The organism is Paraburkholderia edwinii, from assembly GCF_019428685.1.
In the GTDB taxonomy this organism is placed as follows: Bacteria; Pseudomonadota; Gammaproteobacteria; order Burkholderiales; family Burkholderiaceae; genus Paraburkholderia; species Paraburkholderia edwinii.
In genome coordinates this window covers 2,920,404-2,936,220 of sequence record NZ_CP080095.1, presented here as the reverse complement: position 1 = coordinate 2,936,220, position 15,817 = coordinate 2,920,404, and the positions used below count along the sequence as shown (strand labels likewise).

13 protein-coding genes and 2 pseudogenes are annotated in these 15,817 nt (G+C 61.1%); 6 read left to right on the top strand and 9 right to left on the bottom strand.

Annotated features, from left to right (window positions below; translation table 11 throughout):
- Positions 1-675: 675 nt before the first annotated feature.
- From KZJ38_RS12965 to KZJ38_RS12950, 4 genes and pseudogenes are all read left to right on the top strand, one after another.
- Positions 676-2,598, top strand: coding sequence for a PrkA family serine protein kinase (locus KZJ38_RS12965; protein ID WP_075157018.1), 1,923 nt, complete (start codon positions 676-678; stop codon positions 2,596-2,598).
- A gap of 141 nt (positions 2,599-2,739) precedes the next feature.
- A complete protein-coding gene (locus KZJ38_RS12960; RefSeq protein ID WP_219796280.1) occupies positions 2,740-4,008 on the top strand; it encodes a YeaH/YhbH family protein in 1,269 nt (422 codons plus the stop codon).
- Between the two features lie 188 nt (positions 4,009-4,196).
- Positions 4,197-5,732: pseudogene (locus KZJ38_RS12955) on the top strand (SpoVR family protein); the annotation flags it as partial.
- Positions 5,733-6,092: 360 nt separating this feature from the next.
- Positions 6,093-7,391: an MFS family transporter gene (locus KZJ38_RS12950; RefSeq protein ID WP_219796278.1), complete on the top strand. Its 1,299-nt coding sequence runs from the start codon at positions 6,093-6,095 to the stop codon at positions 7,389-7,391.
- A gap of 172 nt (positions 7,392-7,563) precedes the next feature.
- Here KZJ38_RS12950 and KZJ38_RS12945 read toward each other — a convergent pair whose 3' ends face one another.
- Positions 7,564-7,734, bottom strand: coding sequence for a hypothetical protein (locus KZJ38_RS12945; RefSeq protein WP_219796277.1), 171 nt, complete (start codon positions 7,732-7,734; stop codon positions 7,564-7,566).
- A 148-nt stretch (positions 7,735-7,882) separates the two neighbouring features.
- Between KZJ38_RS12945 and KZJ38_RS12940 the strand changes: the two genes are divergently transcribed.
- On the top strand, positions 7,883-8,113 hold the full coding sequence (locus KZJ38_RS12940) for a hypothetical protein (RefSeq protein ID WP_219796276.1): 231 nt from the start codon (positions 7,883-7,885) through the stop codon (positions 8,111-8,113).
- An 18-nt stretch (positions 8,114-8,131) separates the two neighbouring features.
- Here KZJ38_RS12940 and KZJ38_RS12935 read toward each other — a convergent pair.
- The 3 genes and pseudogenes from KZJ38_RS12935 to KZJ38_RS12925 form a co-directional block, all read right to left on the bottom strand.
- Positions 8,132-8,533, bottom strand: a pseudogene (locus KZJ38_RS12935) (hypothetical protein).
- Positions 8,534-8,804: 271 nt separating this feature from the next.
- Positions 8,805-10,151: an MFS transporter gene (locus KZJ38_RS12930; RefSeq protein WP_219796275.1), complete on the bottom strand. Its 1,347-nt coding sequence runs from the start codon at positions 10,149-10,151 to the stop codon at positions 8,805-8,807.
- Between the two features lie 138 nt (positions 10,152-10,289).
- On the bottom strand, positions 10,290-10,721 hold the full coding sequence (locus KZJ38_RS12925; RefSeq protein WP_219796274.1) for a PRC-barrel domain-containing protein: 432 nt from the start codon (positions 10,719-10,721) through the stop codon (positions 10,290-10,292).
- 137 nt (positions 10,722-10,858) lie between these two features.
- Between KZJ38_RS12925 and KZJ38_RS12920 the strand changes: the two genes are divergently transcribed.
- A complete protein-coding gene (locus tag KZJ38_RS12920) occupies positions 10,859-11,068 on the top strand; it encodes a hypothetical protein (RefSeq protein WP_219796273.1) in 210 nt (69 codons plus the stop codon).
- Positions 11,069-11,166: 98 nt separating this feature from the next.
- On the opposite strand, the gene KZJ38_RS12915 is transcribed toward KZJ38_RS12920, so the two are convergent.
- From KZJ38_RS12915 to KZJ38_RS36890, 5 genes are all read right to left on the bottom strand, one after another.
- Positions 11,167-11,814, bottom strand: a complete 648-nt coding sequence (locus KZJ38_RS12915; RefSeq protein WP_219796272.1) for a UdgX family uracil-DNA binding protein — start codon at positions 11,812-11,814, stop codon at positions 11,167-11,169.
- Between the two features lie 25 nt (positions 11,815-11,839).
- Positions 11,840-12,448 carry a DUF4142 domain-containing protein gene (locus KZJ38_RS12910; protein WP_219796271.1) on the bottom strand — a complete coding sequence of 203 codons (609 nt, stop codon included), beginning with the start codon at positions 12,446-12,448 and terminating at the stop codon, positions 11,840-11,842.
- Positions 12,449-12,593: 145 nt separating this feature from the next.
- Positions 12,594-13,106 carry a PRC-barrel domain-containing protein gene (locus KZJ38_RS12905; RefSeq protein WP_219796270.1) on the bottom strand — a complete coding sequence of 171 codons (513 nt, stop codon included), beginning with the start codon at positions 13,104-13,106 and terminating at the stop codon, positions 12,594-12,596.
- A 105-nt stretch (positions 13,107-13,211) separates the two neighbouring features.
- Positions 13,212-13,643 carry a CBS domain-containing protein gene (locus KZJ38_RS12900; RefSeq protein ID WP_219796269.1) on the bottom strand — a complete coding sequence of 144 codons (432 nt, stop codon included), beginning with the start codon at positions 13,641-13,643 and terminating at the stop codon, positions 13,212-13,214.
- 515 nt (positions 13,644-14,158) lie between these two features.
- Complete coding sequence (locus KZJ38_RS36890; RefSeq protein ID WP_219796268.1) at positions 14,159-15,760, bottom strand: methyl-accepting chemotaxis protein; 1,602 nt, start codon at positions 15,758-15,760, stop codon at positions 14,159-14,161.
- Positions 15,761-15,817 lie beyond the last annotated feature (57 nt).

Here is a 15,817-nt window from a genome sequence, read left to right as displayed (position 1 = left end):
TGCACGCGCGTCATGAAACGTTGTCAGTCGATGTTGAACGAAAACAGGTATGCGGGGACGAATAGTCGGGCGTGCACAAACGTGTAACAGCGCGTTGCAATGTCGACGCTTGCGGCGTTGCGCACGTTAACGTAAGCAGCATTGCAAGCGCGTGGAAGCAGGATGACGCGGTACGAGCGGCAGACAACACTGCGAGCCGCGCCGGGTGCTTACGGTGCGCCGCAATGTGGGGCGCCACACGGCGCGCGCCGGACGAGTTTGCGAAGGTGCCGGAAACACAACACGCGCCGATGCGGCAGCCATTGCGCTAAACGCGCGTTGCAGGCAAAGAGATTGCCGCGCGCGGAACAGATGATGGAAGTGCTTGCTGCGCGCAATCGCGCACGCAAACGCAGTTTGAGGTACGTTGCATGCAACGCGTCACGCAAGCTGTGTGAAGTAGCTGTAGTACAGCAAGGCCGCATTGATTCGCGCTTCGTTTGTCGCGAGCGGCACGAGATTGTAGGTGACCGAAACGGCGTCTACAAGTGAAGCTTGCCCGTACTCGGTTTGACGCGTTTTCTTAACGTAGTTCGTGAAAAAAAATTTAAAAGGGTTTAGGATGAATTCGAACGATGGCGTTTCCTGATAGCGCGCCGCGCACGACATCGTTCCAGACTTCGGCGAGGAGGTAGCATGGATATCTACAGCAGTTTCGCGACCCGCTTCGAGAAAACGAGAGAGGAGGAATTTTCACTCGAAGAGTACCTCGCGCTCTGCAAAGACAATCCCGCCGCGTACGCCACTGCTGGCGAACGCATGTTGACGGCAATCGGAGAGCCTGAACAGATCGATACGCGAAACGACCCGCGCATGTCGCGGATTTTCGCGAACAAGGTCATCAAGGTATACCCCGCGTTCCGTGAGTTCTACGGAATGGAAGATGTGATCGAGCAGGTCGTTGCCTACTTCAGGCACGCCGCTCAGGGGCTCGAAGAAAAGAAGCAGATTCTCTATCTGTTGGGGCCGGTGGGCGGGGGTAAGTCTTCCATTGCGGAGCGTCTCAAGCAGTTGATGGAACGCGTGCCGTTCTATTCGATCAAGGGTTCACCCGTCAACGAATCGCCGCTCGGTCTCTTCGATTACGACGAAGACGGTCCAATTCTCGAGGAGCAATACGGCATTCCGCGCCGTTACCTGAAGAGCATCCTGAGCCCGTGGGCCGTGAAGCGGCTGCACGAGTACAACGGCGATATCCGCAAGTTCCGCGTCGTGCGCCGCTACCCGTCCATTCTTCGGCAGATCGGTATCGCGAAGACGGAACCGGGCGACGAAAACAACCAGGACATTTCGTCGCTGGTTGGTAAGGTCGATATCCGCAAGCTCGAGCAATACGCGCAAGACGATGCGGACGCATACAGCTATTCCGGTGGCTTGTGCCTCGCGAATCAGGGCTTGCTCGAATTCGTCGAAATGTTCAAGGCGCCGATCAAGGTGCTGCACCCGCTGCTCACCGCCACGCAGGAAGGCAACTTCAAGGGCACGGAAGGGTTCGGCGCGATCCCGTTCGACGGCGTGATTCTCGCGCACTCGAACGAGTCCGAGTGGAAGGCATTCCGTAACAACCGCAACAACGAAGCATTGCTCGACCGGATCTTCGTCGTGAAGGTGCCGTACTGCCTGCGCTACTCGGAAGAAATGAAAATTTATGAGAAGTTGCTGCGTAACTCGTCGCTCGCGAATGCGGTCTGCGCACCCGGCACGCTGAAGATGATGGCGCAAATGTCGGTGCTAACGCGCTTGCAGGAGCCCGAGAACTCGAGTCTGTTCTCGAAGATGCAGGTATACGACGGCGAGAATCTGAAGGACACGGACCCGAAAGCCAAGTCATACCAGGAATATCGTGACTTCGCAGGTGTTGATGAAGGGATGACCGGCGTCTCGACGCGTTTCGCGTTCAAGATCTTGTCACGCGTGTTCAACTTCGATACGACGGAAGTCGCGGCCAACCCGGTGCATCTGATGTACGTGCTCGAACAGCAGATCGAGCGCGAGCAGTTTCCGCCGGAGACCGAACAGAAGTATCTGTCGTTTATCAAGGACGTGCTGGCATCGCGTTATGCGGAATTTATCGGCAAGGAGATTCAGACCGCGTATCTGGAGTCGTATTCCGAGTATGGTCAAAACATCTTTGACCGTTATGTCACGTATGCGGATTTCTGGATCCAGGATCAGGAGTTCCGCGATCATGACACCGGTGAGAGCTTCGACCGTGCCGCGTTGAACGCAGAACTGGAGAAGATCGAGAAGCCCGCGGGCATCAGCAATCCCAAGGACTTCCGCAACGAGATCGTCAATTTCGTGTTGCGCGCGCGTGCGGCGAATGGTGGCAAGAATCCCGCGTGGATCAGCTACGAGAAGCTGCGCGTCGTGATCGAAAAGAAGATGTTCTCGAACACGGAAGAACTTTTGCCGGTCATTTCGTTCAATGCGAAAGGGTCGGCGGAGGAACAGCGCAAGCACGAAGACTTCGTCAACCGGATGGTCACAAAAGGTTATACGCCCAAGCAGGTACGGCTACTGTGTGACTGGTATCTGCGCGTGCGCAAGTCGTCATGACACGCGGCACGCACAGCCCGCGCGGCGCGGGTTTTCCGAACCGCGCCGCGCGGGCTCCTTGCAAGTCGCAAGCCGCATGGACCTGAGGTTGCATGCACAACTTGCGTCTTGCGTGTTCGACATCGAAGCGGGAGACCCGGTGTGCTTCATCAAATCATCGACCGCAGGCTGGCTGGCAAGAACAAGAGCATCGCAAACCGCGAACGCTTTCTGCGCCGCGTAAAGAGTTACATTCGGCGTGCCGTGTCCGATGCAGTGCGCGATCGCAGCATCAAGGACATTCAAAGCACGCAGAGCATCACGATTCCCCGCAAGGACATCGCTGAACCGTCGTTCCGGCATGGCCCGGGCGGCCGGCGTGAACTCGTCCATCCCGGCAACTCCGATTACATCCGCGGCGACAAGATTCCGCGCCCGCAAGGGGGCGGCGGTGGCGGCGGCGGAAGCAGCGCGAGCAACGAAGGCGAAGGGCAGGATGATTTCGTGTTCGAGCTCTCGCGCGAAGAGTTCATGCAGTACTTCTTCGACGACCTCGAACTGCCGCGCCTCGTCAAAACGCATCTGCTCGCGGTGCCCACGTGGAAGAGCATTCGCGCGGGTTGGGCGGCGGAAGGCACGCCGAACAACATCGACGTCGTGCGTTCGCTGCGTAGCGCGCTGGGCCGGCGCATCGCGCTGGGCGCGCCGCTCGTCAATGAATTGCATGTACTCGAGCAGCAGCTCGAAGAGATGAAGGCCGACCCGGCCGATCGCCGCGACGAGATCAAGCTGCTCGAAGAAGAGATTCACCATCTGCGCGGCCGCATCTGGCGCATTCCGTTTATCGACCCGTTCGATCTGCGCTACGTGAACCGCGTGAAGCAGCCGCAGCCGTCGAGTCAGGCCGTGATGTTTTGTCTGATGGATGTATCGGGTTCGATGGACGAGCAGCGCAAGGACCTCGCCAAGCGCTTCTTCATCCTGCTTTATCTGTTTTTGAAGCGGAACTACGAACGCATCGAAGTGGTGTTTATTCGCCATCACACGCGCGCGGAAGAAGTCGACGAAGACACGTTTTTTCATTCGACCGAAAGCGGCGGCACGGTCGTATCGAGCGCGCTCGAGTTGATGCAGAAAATTCTCGACGAGCGCTATTCACCCACTGAATGGAATATTTACGGCGCGCAAGCGTCAGACGGCGACAACTGGACCGACGATTCACCGAAATGCCGCAAGATCCTCGCAGATGACATCCTCGAGAAGGTGCGGTATTTTGCTTATATTCAGGTTACGCCTGAAGAGCAGAACTTGTGGCTCGAATATGCGCAGCTCGCGCAGTCCGTGCCGCATCTGGCGATGAAGAAGGTCGAGACAGCCGCGGATATTTATCCGGTGTTCCGTGAACTGTTCGAGAAGCATGTAGAAGTATGACGACGCGACACTTGCATAACGAGGCGCGAGGCGATGAGCCGGAGCGCAAGAAAGGCGTGCAGACAGGCAATAAGGTGGAGCATGCCGAAACCGGCGTACACAAGGTGTACGTACCCGACGCCGGAAAAAGCGGGCCACGTGAAGGCGGTCAAGCACAGGGACAAACCGGGGCGCCCTCCATTGGGCAAAGGGAAGTCCGTATGAACGTTGCCGATAGACGGCCGTTGCCGTGCCCGTCCGACTGGACCTTCGAGCTGATCGAAGAGTACGACACGCATATCTCGCATGTTGCAGAGCAATACGAACTCGACGTGTATCCGATCCAGCTCGAGCTGATCAGCTCCGAGCAGATGATGGATGCGTATGCGTCGGTCGGCATGCCGGTCAACTACCGCCACTGGTCGTTCGGCAAGCATTTCCTGTCGACCGAAAAGAGTTACCGGCGCGGGCAGATGGGTCTCGCCTACGAGATCGTCATCAACTCGAACCCGTGTATTGCGTACCTGATGGAAGAGAACACGATGACGATGCAGGCGCTCGTCATCGCGCACGCGGCGTACGGCCATAATTCGTTCTTCAAGGGCAACTACCTGTTCCGCTTGTGGACCGATGCGCACGCGATCATCGACTATCTCGTCTACGCGAAGAACTACATTGCCGAATGCGAAGAGCGCTTTGGGCTCGACCGCGTCGAAGAACTGCTCGATTCGTGCCACGCGCTGATGAACTACGGCGTGGACCGCTACAAGCGGCCGCAAAAGCTGTCGCTGCAACGAGAGCTCGAAGCGCGGCGCGAGCGCGAGGCGTATCTGCAGTCGCAGGTCAACGAATTGTGGCGCACGCTGCCGAGCAAGCACGTGCCGCTGCCCGAGGAAGAGGAAGGGCGTTATCCGCCGGAACCGCAGGAAAACCTGCTGTATTTCGCGGAAAAGAACGCACCGCTGCTCGAGCCGTGGGAGCGCGAAGTGATCCGCATCGTGCGCAAGGTAGGTCAGTACTTCTACCCGCAGCGCCAGACGCAGGTGATGAACGAAGGCTGGGCGACGTTCTGGCATTACACGCTGCTCAACACGATGTACAACGACGGCAAGCTCGAAGACGGCTTTATGATGGAGTTCCTGCACTCGCACAGCAACGTCGTCTACCAACCGCCGGTCACGAAGCCGTATTACAGCGGCATCAATCCGTACGCACTCGGTTTTTCGATGATGAGCGACATCCGCCGCATCTGCGAGAACCCGACCGAGGAAGACCGCCGCTGGTTCCCGGAGCTCGCGGGCAGCCCGTGGTTGCAGGCCATGCACTACGCGATGCGCAACTTCAAGGACGAGAGCTTCGTCGCACAGTACCTGTCGCCGCATCTGATCCGCGAAATGCGGCTCTTCTCGATACTCGACGACGACATGCGCGATGCGCTCGAAGTGTCGGCGATTCACGACGATAGCGGCTATCAGTACGTGCGGCAGGCGTTGTCGCGGCAGTACGATATTCACCACCGCGAGCCGAACATTCAGGTGTGGTCGGTCAATACGCGCGGCGACCGTAGTCTTACGCTGCGGCACTTCATGAGCGACAACCGTCACCTGTCGAACGACAGCGACGAGGTGTTGAAGCACATGGCGCGACTGTGGCAATTCGACGTATTCCTCGAAAGCGTCGATGAGAACGGAACCGTGCGCAAGCGCTACGAATGCCGTTACACGGCGCCGACAGTGAGGATCTGAATTCCTTTCTTTCATTACCGATGGTTTACGGCCACTGAGCTGTAAGTTATCGCAAAGCCAGCCTCGTCGAGGCTGGCTTTTTTATTGGGCCAGATGTCCGCGGCGTCTTGTCTCCCGGGCAATGCTCGCGCTGTGGACATAGGCCCATGCTGCGCCGCAACCGTGCGAAAGCGCGATCTTTAACGTGCCTGGGCGTGCTATTTCATCCCCGTGATTCGTCGATATCCGATACCATACGGACCCTGCGCGAGCTTTCATTTATATGAACATCGCGTAGGCGACAAATGAAAATTGAAAGTAAAAACAAGGGCGGCAGCACGACCGCTCGAATCCATTCCAAAAAGGGACAGCCAAAGCATCATGGTCGATCAGACTGTTTTCACACCAGCACACGATACGCGTCGCCGTATCTTCGCGATCGTCGGCGCCTCATCGGGCAATCTCGTCGAGTGGTTCGACTTCTACGTCTACTCGTTCTGCGCGCTGTACTTTGCGCCGGCGTTTTTCCCGAAGGGCGATACCACCACACAGCTTCTCAACACCGCGGGCGTGTTCGCCGCGGGCTTCCTGATGCGCCCGATCGGCGGCTGGTTCTTCGGACGCCTTGCCGATAAGCGCGGCCGACGCTTCGCGATGATGGTGTCGGTGTTCATGATGTGCGGCGGCTCGCTCGTCATCGCCGTGCTGCCGCCGTATGCGGAGATCGGCGTGCTCGCGCCGGCGCTGCTGCTCGTCGCACGCCTGTTCCAGGGGCTGTCGGTTGGTGGCGAGTATGGCACCAGCGCGACGTACATGAGTGAAGTGGCGCTTCAAGGCCGCCGCGGGTTCTTTGCCTCGTTCCAGTACGTGACGCTGATCGGCGGGCAGTTGTGCGCGCTGCTCGTGCTCGTGATCCTGCAGCAGACGCTCACCACCGACGAACTCAAGGCGTGGGGCTGGCGCGTGCCGTTCGTGGTCGGCGCGGTGGCCGCGCTTGTCGCGCTGTATCTGCGCAAGTCGCTCGACGAAACATCGACGGCCGCGAACCGCCAGCGCAGTGACGCGGGCACGCTCGCCGGCATGTGGAAACACAAGGGCGCGTTCCTGACGGTGATCGGCTTCACGGCCGGCGGCTCGCTGATCTTTTATACGTTCACGACGTATATGCAGAAGTACCTCGTGAACACCGCGCACATGAGCGCCAAGACCGCGAGCAATGTGATGACGGTCGCGCTGCTCGTTTATATGCTGATGCAGCCGCTGTTCGGCGCGTTGTCGGACCGCATCGGCCGCCGCCAGTCGATGATCCTGTTCGGCTTGTTCGCGACGATCGGCACGGTGCCGCTACTGCATGCGTTGAAGGATGTGACGAGCCCGTATATGGCATTCGTGCTCGTGGTGGTGGCGCTGGCGATCGTGAGCTTCTACACGTCGATCAGTGGGCTGATCAAGGCCGAGATGTTCCCGCCGGAAGTGCGCGCGCTTGGTGTGGGGCTTTCATATGCGGTCGCGAATGCGATCTTCGGCGGCTCGGCCGAGTATGTCGCGCTGTGGCTCAAGCAGGCGGGCAGCGAATCGATGTTCTACTGGTATGTGACAGTGCTGTGCGCAATCGCAGGGATCGTATCGTTGCGCATGCGCGATCCGTCGAAGGTCGGCTATCTGCGCGACGAACCTTGATGGGTTAAAAAGCGCGCCGCTTTGTGTGAGCGGCGCGAAGGCGTGAGCGGCGACGGCGTCATGCGTAATGACGCGCCGCGCACGGTGCAGCAAAAAACGGCGGCCACGGAATAACCGGGTCGCCGTTTTTCATTTTCGACGGGCGGCGTGCGAAAGCGTTGACGCTGTGCGTTCAGCCTACCGAAGTTTCGCCTTCGCCCGGTTTTTTGCCCGGCTTGTCCGACGGCGCCTGCTTCCGGTTCTGATCGTTGCGCTCGGGCATCTTGCTCTTTTCGTTATCGTTGTGCTTAGGCTGCGTCGGATGCTCGATGTCGCCACCTGGCTGGTTGGTCGTCTGATTCATTTGACTGCTCTCCCTTTAGGCCGAAACCACCAGTCGACCAGCAAACAGCGGTCCCGCGCCCACACTTCGCAGGCTGCGAATAAGCTTTTGCTAGACTCGAATTCCAGTACGCTGCTTATTCGCTGCTTACGGTCTCAGGAGACTTACGATGACAAAAATCGCATTCGAAGACTTCGAGCGGCGGGTGGTCGAGCGCCATCTGATCAAAGGACACGTGTACGAGAATGCGTCGGCGCTCGTCGAGCGCGCAAATGCGTGGATCGCGGAGCGCGGTGTCGATGTCATCAACGTCGAGAGCCTGTCGACGTTCGGCTCCGGCGACGATACGAGCGTCAGTCACTGGTATTCCGGCATTCGCGTCTGGTACCGGACGCAGTGATGAGGCGAAACCGCGTTTCTACTTACCCGACACCACAAGCTTGAGCTTGTTCGCGCCGGCAGTCGTCGCTGTGATTTGTGTGCGGGCGTCGCGCGCACCGACGTAAAAGTGCTGCCGCGCCGGCGAATTGACATCATGCGTCGCATCCGGCAGACACGACGCGATATCGGCCGCGACCGCCTGCAATGCCGACGCGCTCGAACCAGCATCGCCGTGTGGCGTCTAGACGCATTGATAGCTCGCGTGCGAGCCGCCGCACTGTGCATCGTCGCCGTACGGTTGCGCGACGCCCTGGCCATCGGCGGGCGATAACTGCGCGAAACCGCCTGGCGCCGCTGCGACGATCCGTTTGAGCGCGGCGCACGGACTCGGCGCATCGTCCGCGCGCGCGAGAGCGGGCGCCAGTGCAACCAGCGACATGCCGATCACCGCAGCGTGGAAGAAGGTCGAACGGTGAGAGTTCATCTACGCCTCCTCGATAAGGTAGGTGACGAGATCGACAAGCAGACTTTGTTCCCGGCGCGCAGCGCCTGGGCCCGCTTGTGTTTTTCGTGCCACTGTTTGCGTCGCTATGTGTGCCGCTATTCGAATCGCTTTTCGAGTCGGTTTTTGTGTCGCTATTCGTGCCGCGATTCGTGCCGCTATTCGTGCCGCGATTCGTATCGCGGCCGACTCACCAAGCTTTCTCCACTCACCCAGCGCGATGTTCACCGTCGCGCTCAAGCGAGCGCGTGCGTTTCAATTCGGGAAAGAAGCGCATCCACAGCAGCGCGACCGCGACCGTTGCGATGCCGCCCGCCAGCACCGCGGGCCGCGCGCCCCACCAGCCGGCCGTCACGCCCGATTCGAATTCGCCGAGCTGGTTGGACGTGCCGACAAAAAGCGAGTTGACGGCGCTTACGCGGCCCAGCATCTCGTCGGGCGTGCGCAGTTGCACGAGCGACAGCCGCACGACCACGCTGATCACGTCCGACGCGCCGAGCACCACCAGCGCAAGCAGCGACACGATGTACTGATGCGACAGACCGAACACGGCCGTCGCAACACCGAACACGATCACACCGCAGAACATCGCAAAGCCGGGGCGGTGTTTCAACGGAAAGCGCGCGAGCCATAACGTGCCGGCCAGCGCGCCGACTGCCGATGCCGAGCGCAACAGGCCGAGGCCGAGCGGACCCGTGTTCAGGAAATCGCGTGCGAAGACCGGCAAAAGCGCGGTTGCGCCGCCAAACAGCACAGCGAACAGATCGAGCGACAGCGCGCCGAGAATGACCGGTTCCCGGAAGATAAACCGGATGCCTGAGAACACCGATTCGAGCGTGACCGGCGTGCGCATCGCGGGCTTCGCGTGCAGCGGAATGCTCGAGACGAGGACCATTGCCGCCGCGAACGACAGCGCGCAGCCGAGATAGGCCGGAGCGGCGCCGATGCCGTACAGCAGACCGCCGAGCGCGGGCCCGACGATCTGCGCCGCCTGATTCGCGGACGTCGACCACGCGGTCGCGCGAGGCAGTTGCGCGCGCGACACGACGGCCGGCAGCAGCGACGCGATGGCGGGGCCCTCGAACGCGCGCGCCGCGCCGACACAAGCGGCCAGCAAATAGATGACCGGCGCATCGATCCAGCCGCCCCAGGTGCCGAGCGCGAAGACCGCGGCCGCCGCGCATTCGATCGTCTGGCAGACGGCGGCGATACGACGCCGGTCATAGCGGTCGGCGACGTGCCCGACCACGAGCGTCAGCACGAACATCGGCAGAAACTGCGCGAGCCCGACGATGCCAAGCGCGAACGCGCTTTTCGTGAGCGCATAGATATGCCAGCCCATCGCGACCGCGAGCATCTGGAACGACAGCGACGATAGCACGCGTGTGCACCAGAAACGCTGGAACGCGCCGCTTTTCGGCAGGCGTTCGTTCGCCTGGCCGGCGGTGTGCGAAGCGGGGTGAGATCCGGAAGGGAGGTCGGGCCGATCTGCTGAATTGGCGGCCGAATGCGTAGCGGAATGCGTGGCTGAATCAGGTGCTGACGGGGCGTTCATCGCGTTGTTGTTATGCCGGGCGAAACCAGCGTTGCCGCAACCGTGCAGCGCGCGGGCGACGAATGACTATTTCTGACGGAAAGCTAACGGGAAGGCGCGCCAGGCCGGCGCGCACGAACGGGGAGTGTAATTGAAAAGTTACTGCGCCGACTGGATCTTCTGCGGCTTCTTCGGCTTGTCGACCTTGCTGTATTCGAACGCCGGCGTTGCCTTCAGCGCATCCTTCGTCGCGCCGGGCAGATAGAAGTTGCCGTTCTTCAGATCGAACGCCTGGATCGGCACGGCGACGTTATGCGAGCCGACGCCGAGAAAGCCGCCCGTCGAGATCACCGCCGCCGACAGCGAGCCGTCCGGTGCGATCACGAGATCGAAAATCGAGCCGATTTTCTCGTTCGAATCGTTATAGACCGGCTTGCCGAGGATGCTCTTCTTGGCGCTCCAGCCTTGCAGCAGCGCCTGCGACTGCTGGACGCTGACGCCCAGGGTCTGCGTGCCGGCGACCTGCGCGTGGGCGCTGGCAGCAGTAGCGAGCACGGCGGCTGCGATCAAGGCTCGGGAAAACGCTTTCATATCAACTCCTTTTTTAGTTAGCCCGGGGTGGGCGAAAGCAACAAAAAGACCTATGCAGGGCCAACCTAGGGAAACCCCTAGGTAAAAACCCTTATTTGAGATAGAATGACGATGCTTGCTAAAAATTGAGAATCGTCATGCCGCTCCAGTATCAGGTATTTGAAAAGATTGCATTTTCGTTGGTCGTGCTGTCGGCCGTCGTCTGTTCGTCGTTTATCGCGTACGAAAGCAGCCCTGAGCTGCAAAACGCGGTCGCGGTGACGAAGAAGCTGGACTGGACCGCAAACTACGCGACCGTCTGTGTTTCTCCGATGGCGACTGCGTGCACCGAATTTGCGGGCGACTGAGTCTTCAAATCGTAACAATCCGCTACCGTACACGGTCAGGCGCGATTTTGCAGTAATGGTCGAACGAACGAGAGAGGACGCGGGGCGCGTATAGCGGGTTAGCGCCGACGCTTCGCGGCATCGTGCGCGATCTGGCCGGCTTCCCGAAGCGCTTTCACGATATCCGCATAGACGCGCTCGCGCGTTGCGCGATCGGGGGCGCGCAGTGCGAACGACGGGTGCCAGGTCGGCACGACCTGGCGCGCGCCGTGCTCGAGCACCTTGCCGATCACCTCGCGCAGCGGCGCATCGCGCGTTTCGAGCAGCGCTTTCAACGCGGTCGCGCCGAGCGCCACCACAACGACCGGCTCGACCGTCGACAATTCCTTTTCCAGCCAGTAGTGACAGGCGGCGATCTCGCGTTGCGCGGGTGTCTTGTGCATGCGCCGCTTGCCGCGCGGTTCCCACTTGAAGTGCTTGACCGCGTTCGTCACGAAGACGTCCGTGCGTGTGACGCCGGCTTCATCGAGCGCATTGTCGAGCAGTTGCCCGGCTGGCCCGACGAACGGTTTGCCGGCGCGGTCCTCGCTGTCGCCCGGTTGCTCCCCGACCATCATGATCGGCGCATGGCGCGGCCCGGCGCCGGGCACCGCCTGCGTCGCGTCGTGCCACAACGCGCAGCGACGGCACGCATCGAGGCGCGCCGGCTGTTGCTGCGGGTCGACCTCGGGCGTGCCGTTCTGGTCATCCTCGTTGCGCGCGCTCATGGTCGAAAGCCCTGGCTAACGAAGGTCACTCGCTCGCCATCACGTTTTTCTTCTTCGCGAGTTCCTGCGCCATCTCGTAATGGTGCTCGATGGTCGGCAACGCTTTTTGCGCAGCCTTTTTCAGGCTCGCGTCCTGGCCGTTCTGCGCCTCGTCCTGGAACGCAGCGATCGCATCCTTGTGACCTTGCACGCCGAACTTGCTGATATACGCCGAATCGAAATCCGCGCCCTTGAGCGAGCGGATGCTGTCGAGCGCCGATGTATCCGCATCCTTGGGCACATCGACGCCATGCGGCACCGCCGCCTTCAGTTGCATCGCGAGCTTCGTATGATCGGCGATCATGTGTGTCGCGAATGCCTTCACGTTCTTGTCGTTCGACTGACGCATCGCGAGTTTCGCCGCGTCGATTTCCGTTGTGCCCGCAACGGCCGCGGTTTTGACGAACTGACGGTCGGTGTCCGACATGGCCTGAGCGCCGTTCGTCGACGACATGGCCGGGTTTTCGGTGGCGCTTTTCGTCGTGTTTTGCGGCGCGTTTTGCCCATATGCGGAACTCACGCCCAAGGCGAGCGGTGCGATCGTAAAGGCCGCTGCGACGAGCGCGGCCTCGAATCCTGCTGGTCGAAACTTCATAAGACCTCCCAATTGTGCTTTCGGTGTTGGTGTGTTTTGTATCGGCATGCGCCGCATTGCGTGCTCGATCTGCACGTCTAATCTGCGATCGTTCTATCGAGCCTCACGCAGGTGTCGAGCGCGCATCGAATCCCAGCGAAGTAACTCAGCGCCGTAACTCGCCGCGCCCGCCCTCGAGCGCGTCGCCCATTTCACCGACCGGGTCCGCGAGCGGATCGTGCAACGCGCCGCGGCCGCCCCAGTACGGCTCGCTGCCGTAGTATTCGTGAACGGACGCCGCCCAGCCCGCATCGGCCATCGCGGGCCAATGCTCCTGATCGAAGTCCGGCGCATCCTTGACACGCGACGCATCGACGCTCAGCACGAAACATGCGCGGTCGGTGTCGAGCGTGAGCGCATTCCACGGAATCGCAAACAGCCTGTCGCCGATGCCAAGAAAGCCGCCGCTCGACATCACGATATAGGCGACGCGTCCCGCTCCGATGTCGAGCATGATGTCCTTGACCTTGCCGGCTGTTTCGCCGTCAGCGGTCAGCACCTTGTTGCCGTCGAGTTTCGCGGCCGCCATCACATCGGGGCGCGGGTCTGCATTCGTCGCGGACCCTTCGCCGACGACGCGCGCGCCAGGGTTGCTTTCTGGTGCGTTGAGCATGGTCATGATCTGCCTCCCTTCTGTTCGGATTGCTTCGCGTGTTGCTGCGTGTTGCCCTGTGTTGCCTTCAGTATTCCGCCGGATTCCGCCGGACGTGTGACCGCATGTTTGTCAGTCGTGTCGCGCGCCTCGCCGCGTGTCGTTCGAGCGGCCGTTGCCGATCGCGGCCGGCTTGCCGCGTGCAGCGATATCGCCGCGCGACAGCATGCCGACCAGCCGATGCTGATGGTCGATCACCGGCATCAGCTTCAGTTGCGCGATGCGCATCTGCCGCGCGATTTCGGCGACATCGTCGTCGTCGAAGCAGCACTCGGCGCCATCGCATGCCACTTCGCGCACAAGCGTGTAGGGCGGTTTGCCGACCCACAGCGCACGTACGGCGAGATCGCGATCGGTCAGCAGACCGGTCAGGCGGGCGCCGTCGCAGATCGGCAGCGCGGCGACGCCGTGTCGATGCATCAATTGCGCCGCGTGGCCGATCGTGTCCGAAGGGGCGATCGTCACAACGTCGCGCGACATCAGTTCGCGTACGGCTCGGCTCATTGCAAGTTCCTCCCTCAAAGCCTTCGCAGAAACTCTTAGTCGGCGCATCGCTTCGAAGTGAAATCAGGGGCGAAATTCAGCGGCGAACAGCGCAAGCCCGTATGCTGCAGTCAAGCCGCCACGGCTCAGTCCCGCAACAAAGCGGCAAAGCATGCACGCTGTTCGTTTATCCGTCAGCCCATACTCGTTATCGAGCAACGGCTATGCCGCACATTCGCGCAAGCGGTATGCCCAAGGTCGCAAGCTGGCTGGAATGCGACGTGGCTGCGCTTTTTCGTGCACCGTTTGACGACGATCTGCTGGCCGTCGCGGACGCGGCGATGCATGCACATAAGCGCGCATCATAGAAAGGAGGGAGTGCAAAAAAAGCGCCCGCGGTATGGACGAATCCGCGGGCGTAAAGTCGTCAGGTCGATGCGGCGAACTGCAAACAAGTGGCAAACAAGCGGCAATCAGCTGCAGAGAAGCGGGCAGCGAGGCGGCAGATAGGCCGCAAATAAGCCGCAAATCAGCGGCTAGGCCGCGGCCATCGCCGGCATGCGCGCGTGCGTCGCGCGCACCGACGTCGCATGCACACCCGTATCGTCGGCAAGCTTGAACACCGAAACCGCATCGCGCAGCGCGCGCGCCTGATCTTCGAGCGATGCCGCCGCGGCGCTGGCCTGCTCGACGAGCGCGGCATTCTGCTGCGTGACTTCATCCATCTGCGTGACCGCATGCGACACCTGGTCGATGCCGTTGGTCTGCTCGTGCGTCGCGGCCGCGATCTCGCCCATGATGTCCGTCACGCGCTTCACCGAGCCGATGATTTCCGTCATCGTCGCGCCGGCCTCGCCGACCAGCGTCGTGCCGACCTTTACGCGCTCGACCGATTGCTCGATCAGCTGCTTGATCTCCTTGGCCGCGCTCGACGAGCGCTGCGCGAGGCTGCGTACCTCGGCCGCGACTACCGCGAAGCCGCGCCCCTGTTCGCCGGCGCGCGCCGCTTCGACGGCTGCGTTGAGCGCGAGAATATTCGTCTGGAACGCAATGCCTTCGATGATGCTGATGATGTCGTTGATGCGGCTCGAGCTTTCGTCGATGCCCGTCATCGTCTGCACGACGCGTTGCACGACGTCGCTGCCCTTATCGGCGGTGCCGGATGCGGCCGTCGACATGTTCGCCGCCTCGCGCACGTTGTCGGCGTTCTGCTTCACGGTGCCGGACAGCTCTTCCATGCTCGCCGCGGTCTGCTGCAGCGACGCGGCCTGTTCCTCGGTGCGCGCGGACAGGTCCAGATTGCCCGCGGCGACTTCGCGCGTCGCGGTGGCGATCGCATCGCTGCCTTTGCGGACGGTGCGCACCGTATGCGCGAGACTGTCGCGCATCTTCGCAAGGCCCGCCATCAGCTGGCCCATTTCGTCGCGCGACATGACCTCGACACGATGCGTGAGGTCGCCGGCCGCGATGTACTCGAAATGCGACAGCGCCGCTTCGAGCGGCCGCGAGATCGCGCTGCGCAGGCTATGCCAGCTGTAGAGCGCGGCCAGCACGCCGAGCACGATCGCGCCGATGATCACGCAGCGAAACAGCGTAAAGCCGCGTTGCTGCGCTTCGTAGTCGTCCTTGGCGGTGGCGAACTGATAGTGGCGCAGCTTCTCGCCGGAGGTATTGAAGGCGGCGTACAGGTCGTTGTTGACCAGGCCCGCTTTTGTGATCGCATCCTTGTCGCGGCTGCGCAGGGCCGCGACGAAGTCGTCGAGGCCTTTATCCATGGCAACGCGTGTGCGGATCACCTCCTGCGTGAGCCGGTCTTCGTCGGCACTGCGCGGCAGCGCGAGATATTTGTCCCACAGCGCATGCGACTGCTTCTCGAAACCCTGCGACTTCGTAATGATGCTTTCCAGATCGGGCGTGGTCGGATCCTGCGCCGCGCGCAACAGCGCCGCGCGCTGACGCGTCAGGATAATTTCCGAGTCGCCGATATAGACCACACGCGGCAGCTTGTTGCTGTACGTCTCGCGGTTCGCGTCGTTGCTGCTCGACATGCCGGTCAGTCCCAGTATGCCGACGAGCGATAACAGACAGCCGAGCACAAACATCGCGACGGCAAGGCGCATCCTGATCGATATTTTCATGTGTTCTGGTCTCTAGCGTTTACTTCGATGTGCACAGCGGTGCAAAGCGACGTGCAC

Bases quoted from the DNA above. Each gene is read 5' to 3' on its own strand.
- KZJ38_RS12965 (WP_075157018.1), top strand. From the start codon at position 676: ATGGATATCTACAGCAGTTTCGCGACCCGCTTCGAGAAAACGAGAGAG.
- KZJ38_RS12950 (WP_219796278.1), top strand. From the start codon at position 6,093: ATGGTCGATCAGACTGTTTTCACACCAGCACACGATACGCGTCGCCGT.
- KZJ38_RS12945 (WP_219796277.1), bottom strand. From the start codon at position 7,734: ATGAATCAGACGACCAACCAGCCAGGTGGCGACATCGAGCATCCGACG.
- KZJ38_RS12940 (WP_219796276.1), top strand. From the start codon at position 7,883: ATGACAAAAATCGCATTCGAAGACTTCGAGCGGCGGGTGGTCGAGCGC.
- KZJ38_RS12930 (WP_219796275.1), bottom strand. From the start codon at position 10,151: ATGAACGCCCCGTCAGCACCTGATTCAGCCACGCATTCCGCTACGCAT.
- KZJ38_RS12925 (WP_219796274.1), bottom strand. From the start codon at position 10,721: ATGAAAGCGTTTTCCCGAGCCTTGATCGCAGCCGCCGTGCTCGCTACT.
- KZJ38_RS12920 (WP_219796273.1), top strand. From the start codon at position 10,859: ATGCCGCTCCAGTATCAGGTATTTGAAAAGATTGCATTTTCGTTGGTC.
- KZJ38_RS12915 (WP_219796272.1), bottom strand. From the start codon at position 11,814: ATGAGCGCGCGCAACGAGGATGACCAGAACGGCACGCCCGAGGTCGAC.
- KZJ38_RS12910 (WP_219796271.1), bottom strand. From the start codon at position 12,448: ATGAAGTTTCGACCAGCAGGATTCGAGGCCGCGCTCGTCGCAGCGGCC.
- KZJ38_RS12905 (WP_219796270.1), bottom strand. From the start codon at position 13,106: ATGACCATGCTCAACGCACCAGAAAGCAACCCTGGCGCGCGCGTCGTC.
- KZJ38_RS12900 (WP_219796269.1), bottom strand. From the start codon at position 13,643: ATGAGCCGAGCCGTACGCGAACTGATGTCGCGCGACGTTGTGACGATC.
- KZJ38_RS36890 (WP_219796268.1), bottom strand. From the start codon at position 15,760: ATGAAAATATCGATCAGGATGCGCCTTGCCGTCGCGATGTTTGTGCTC.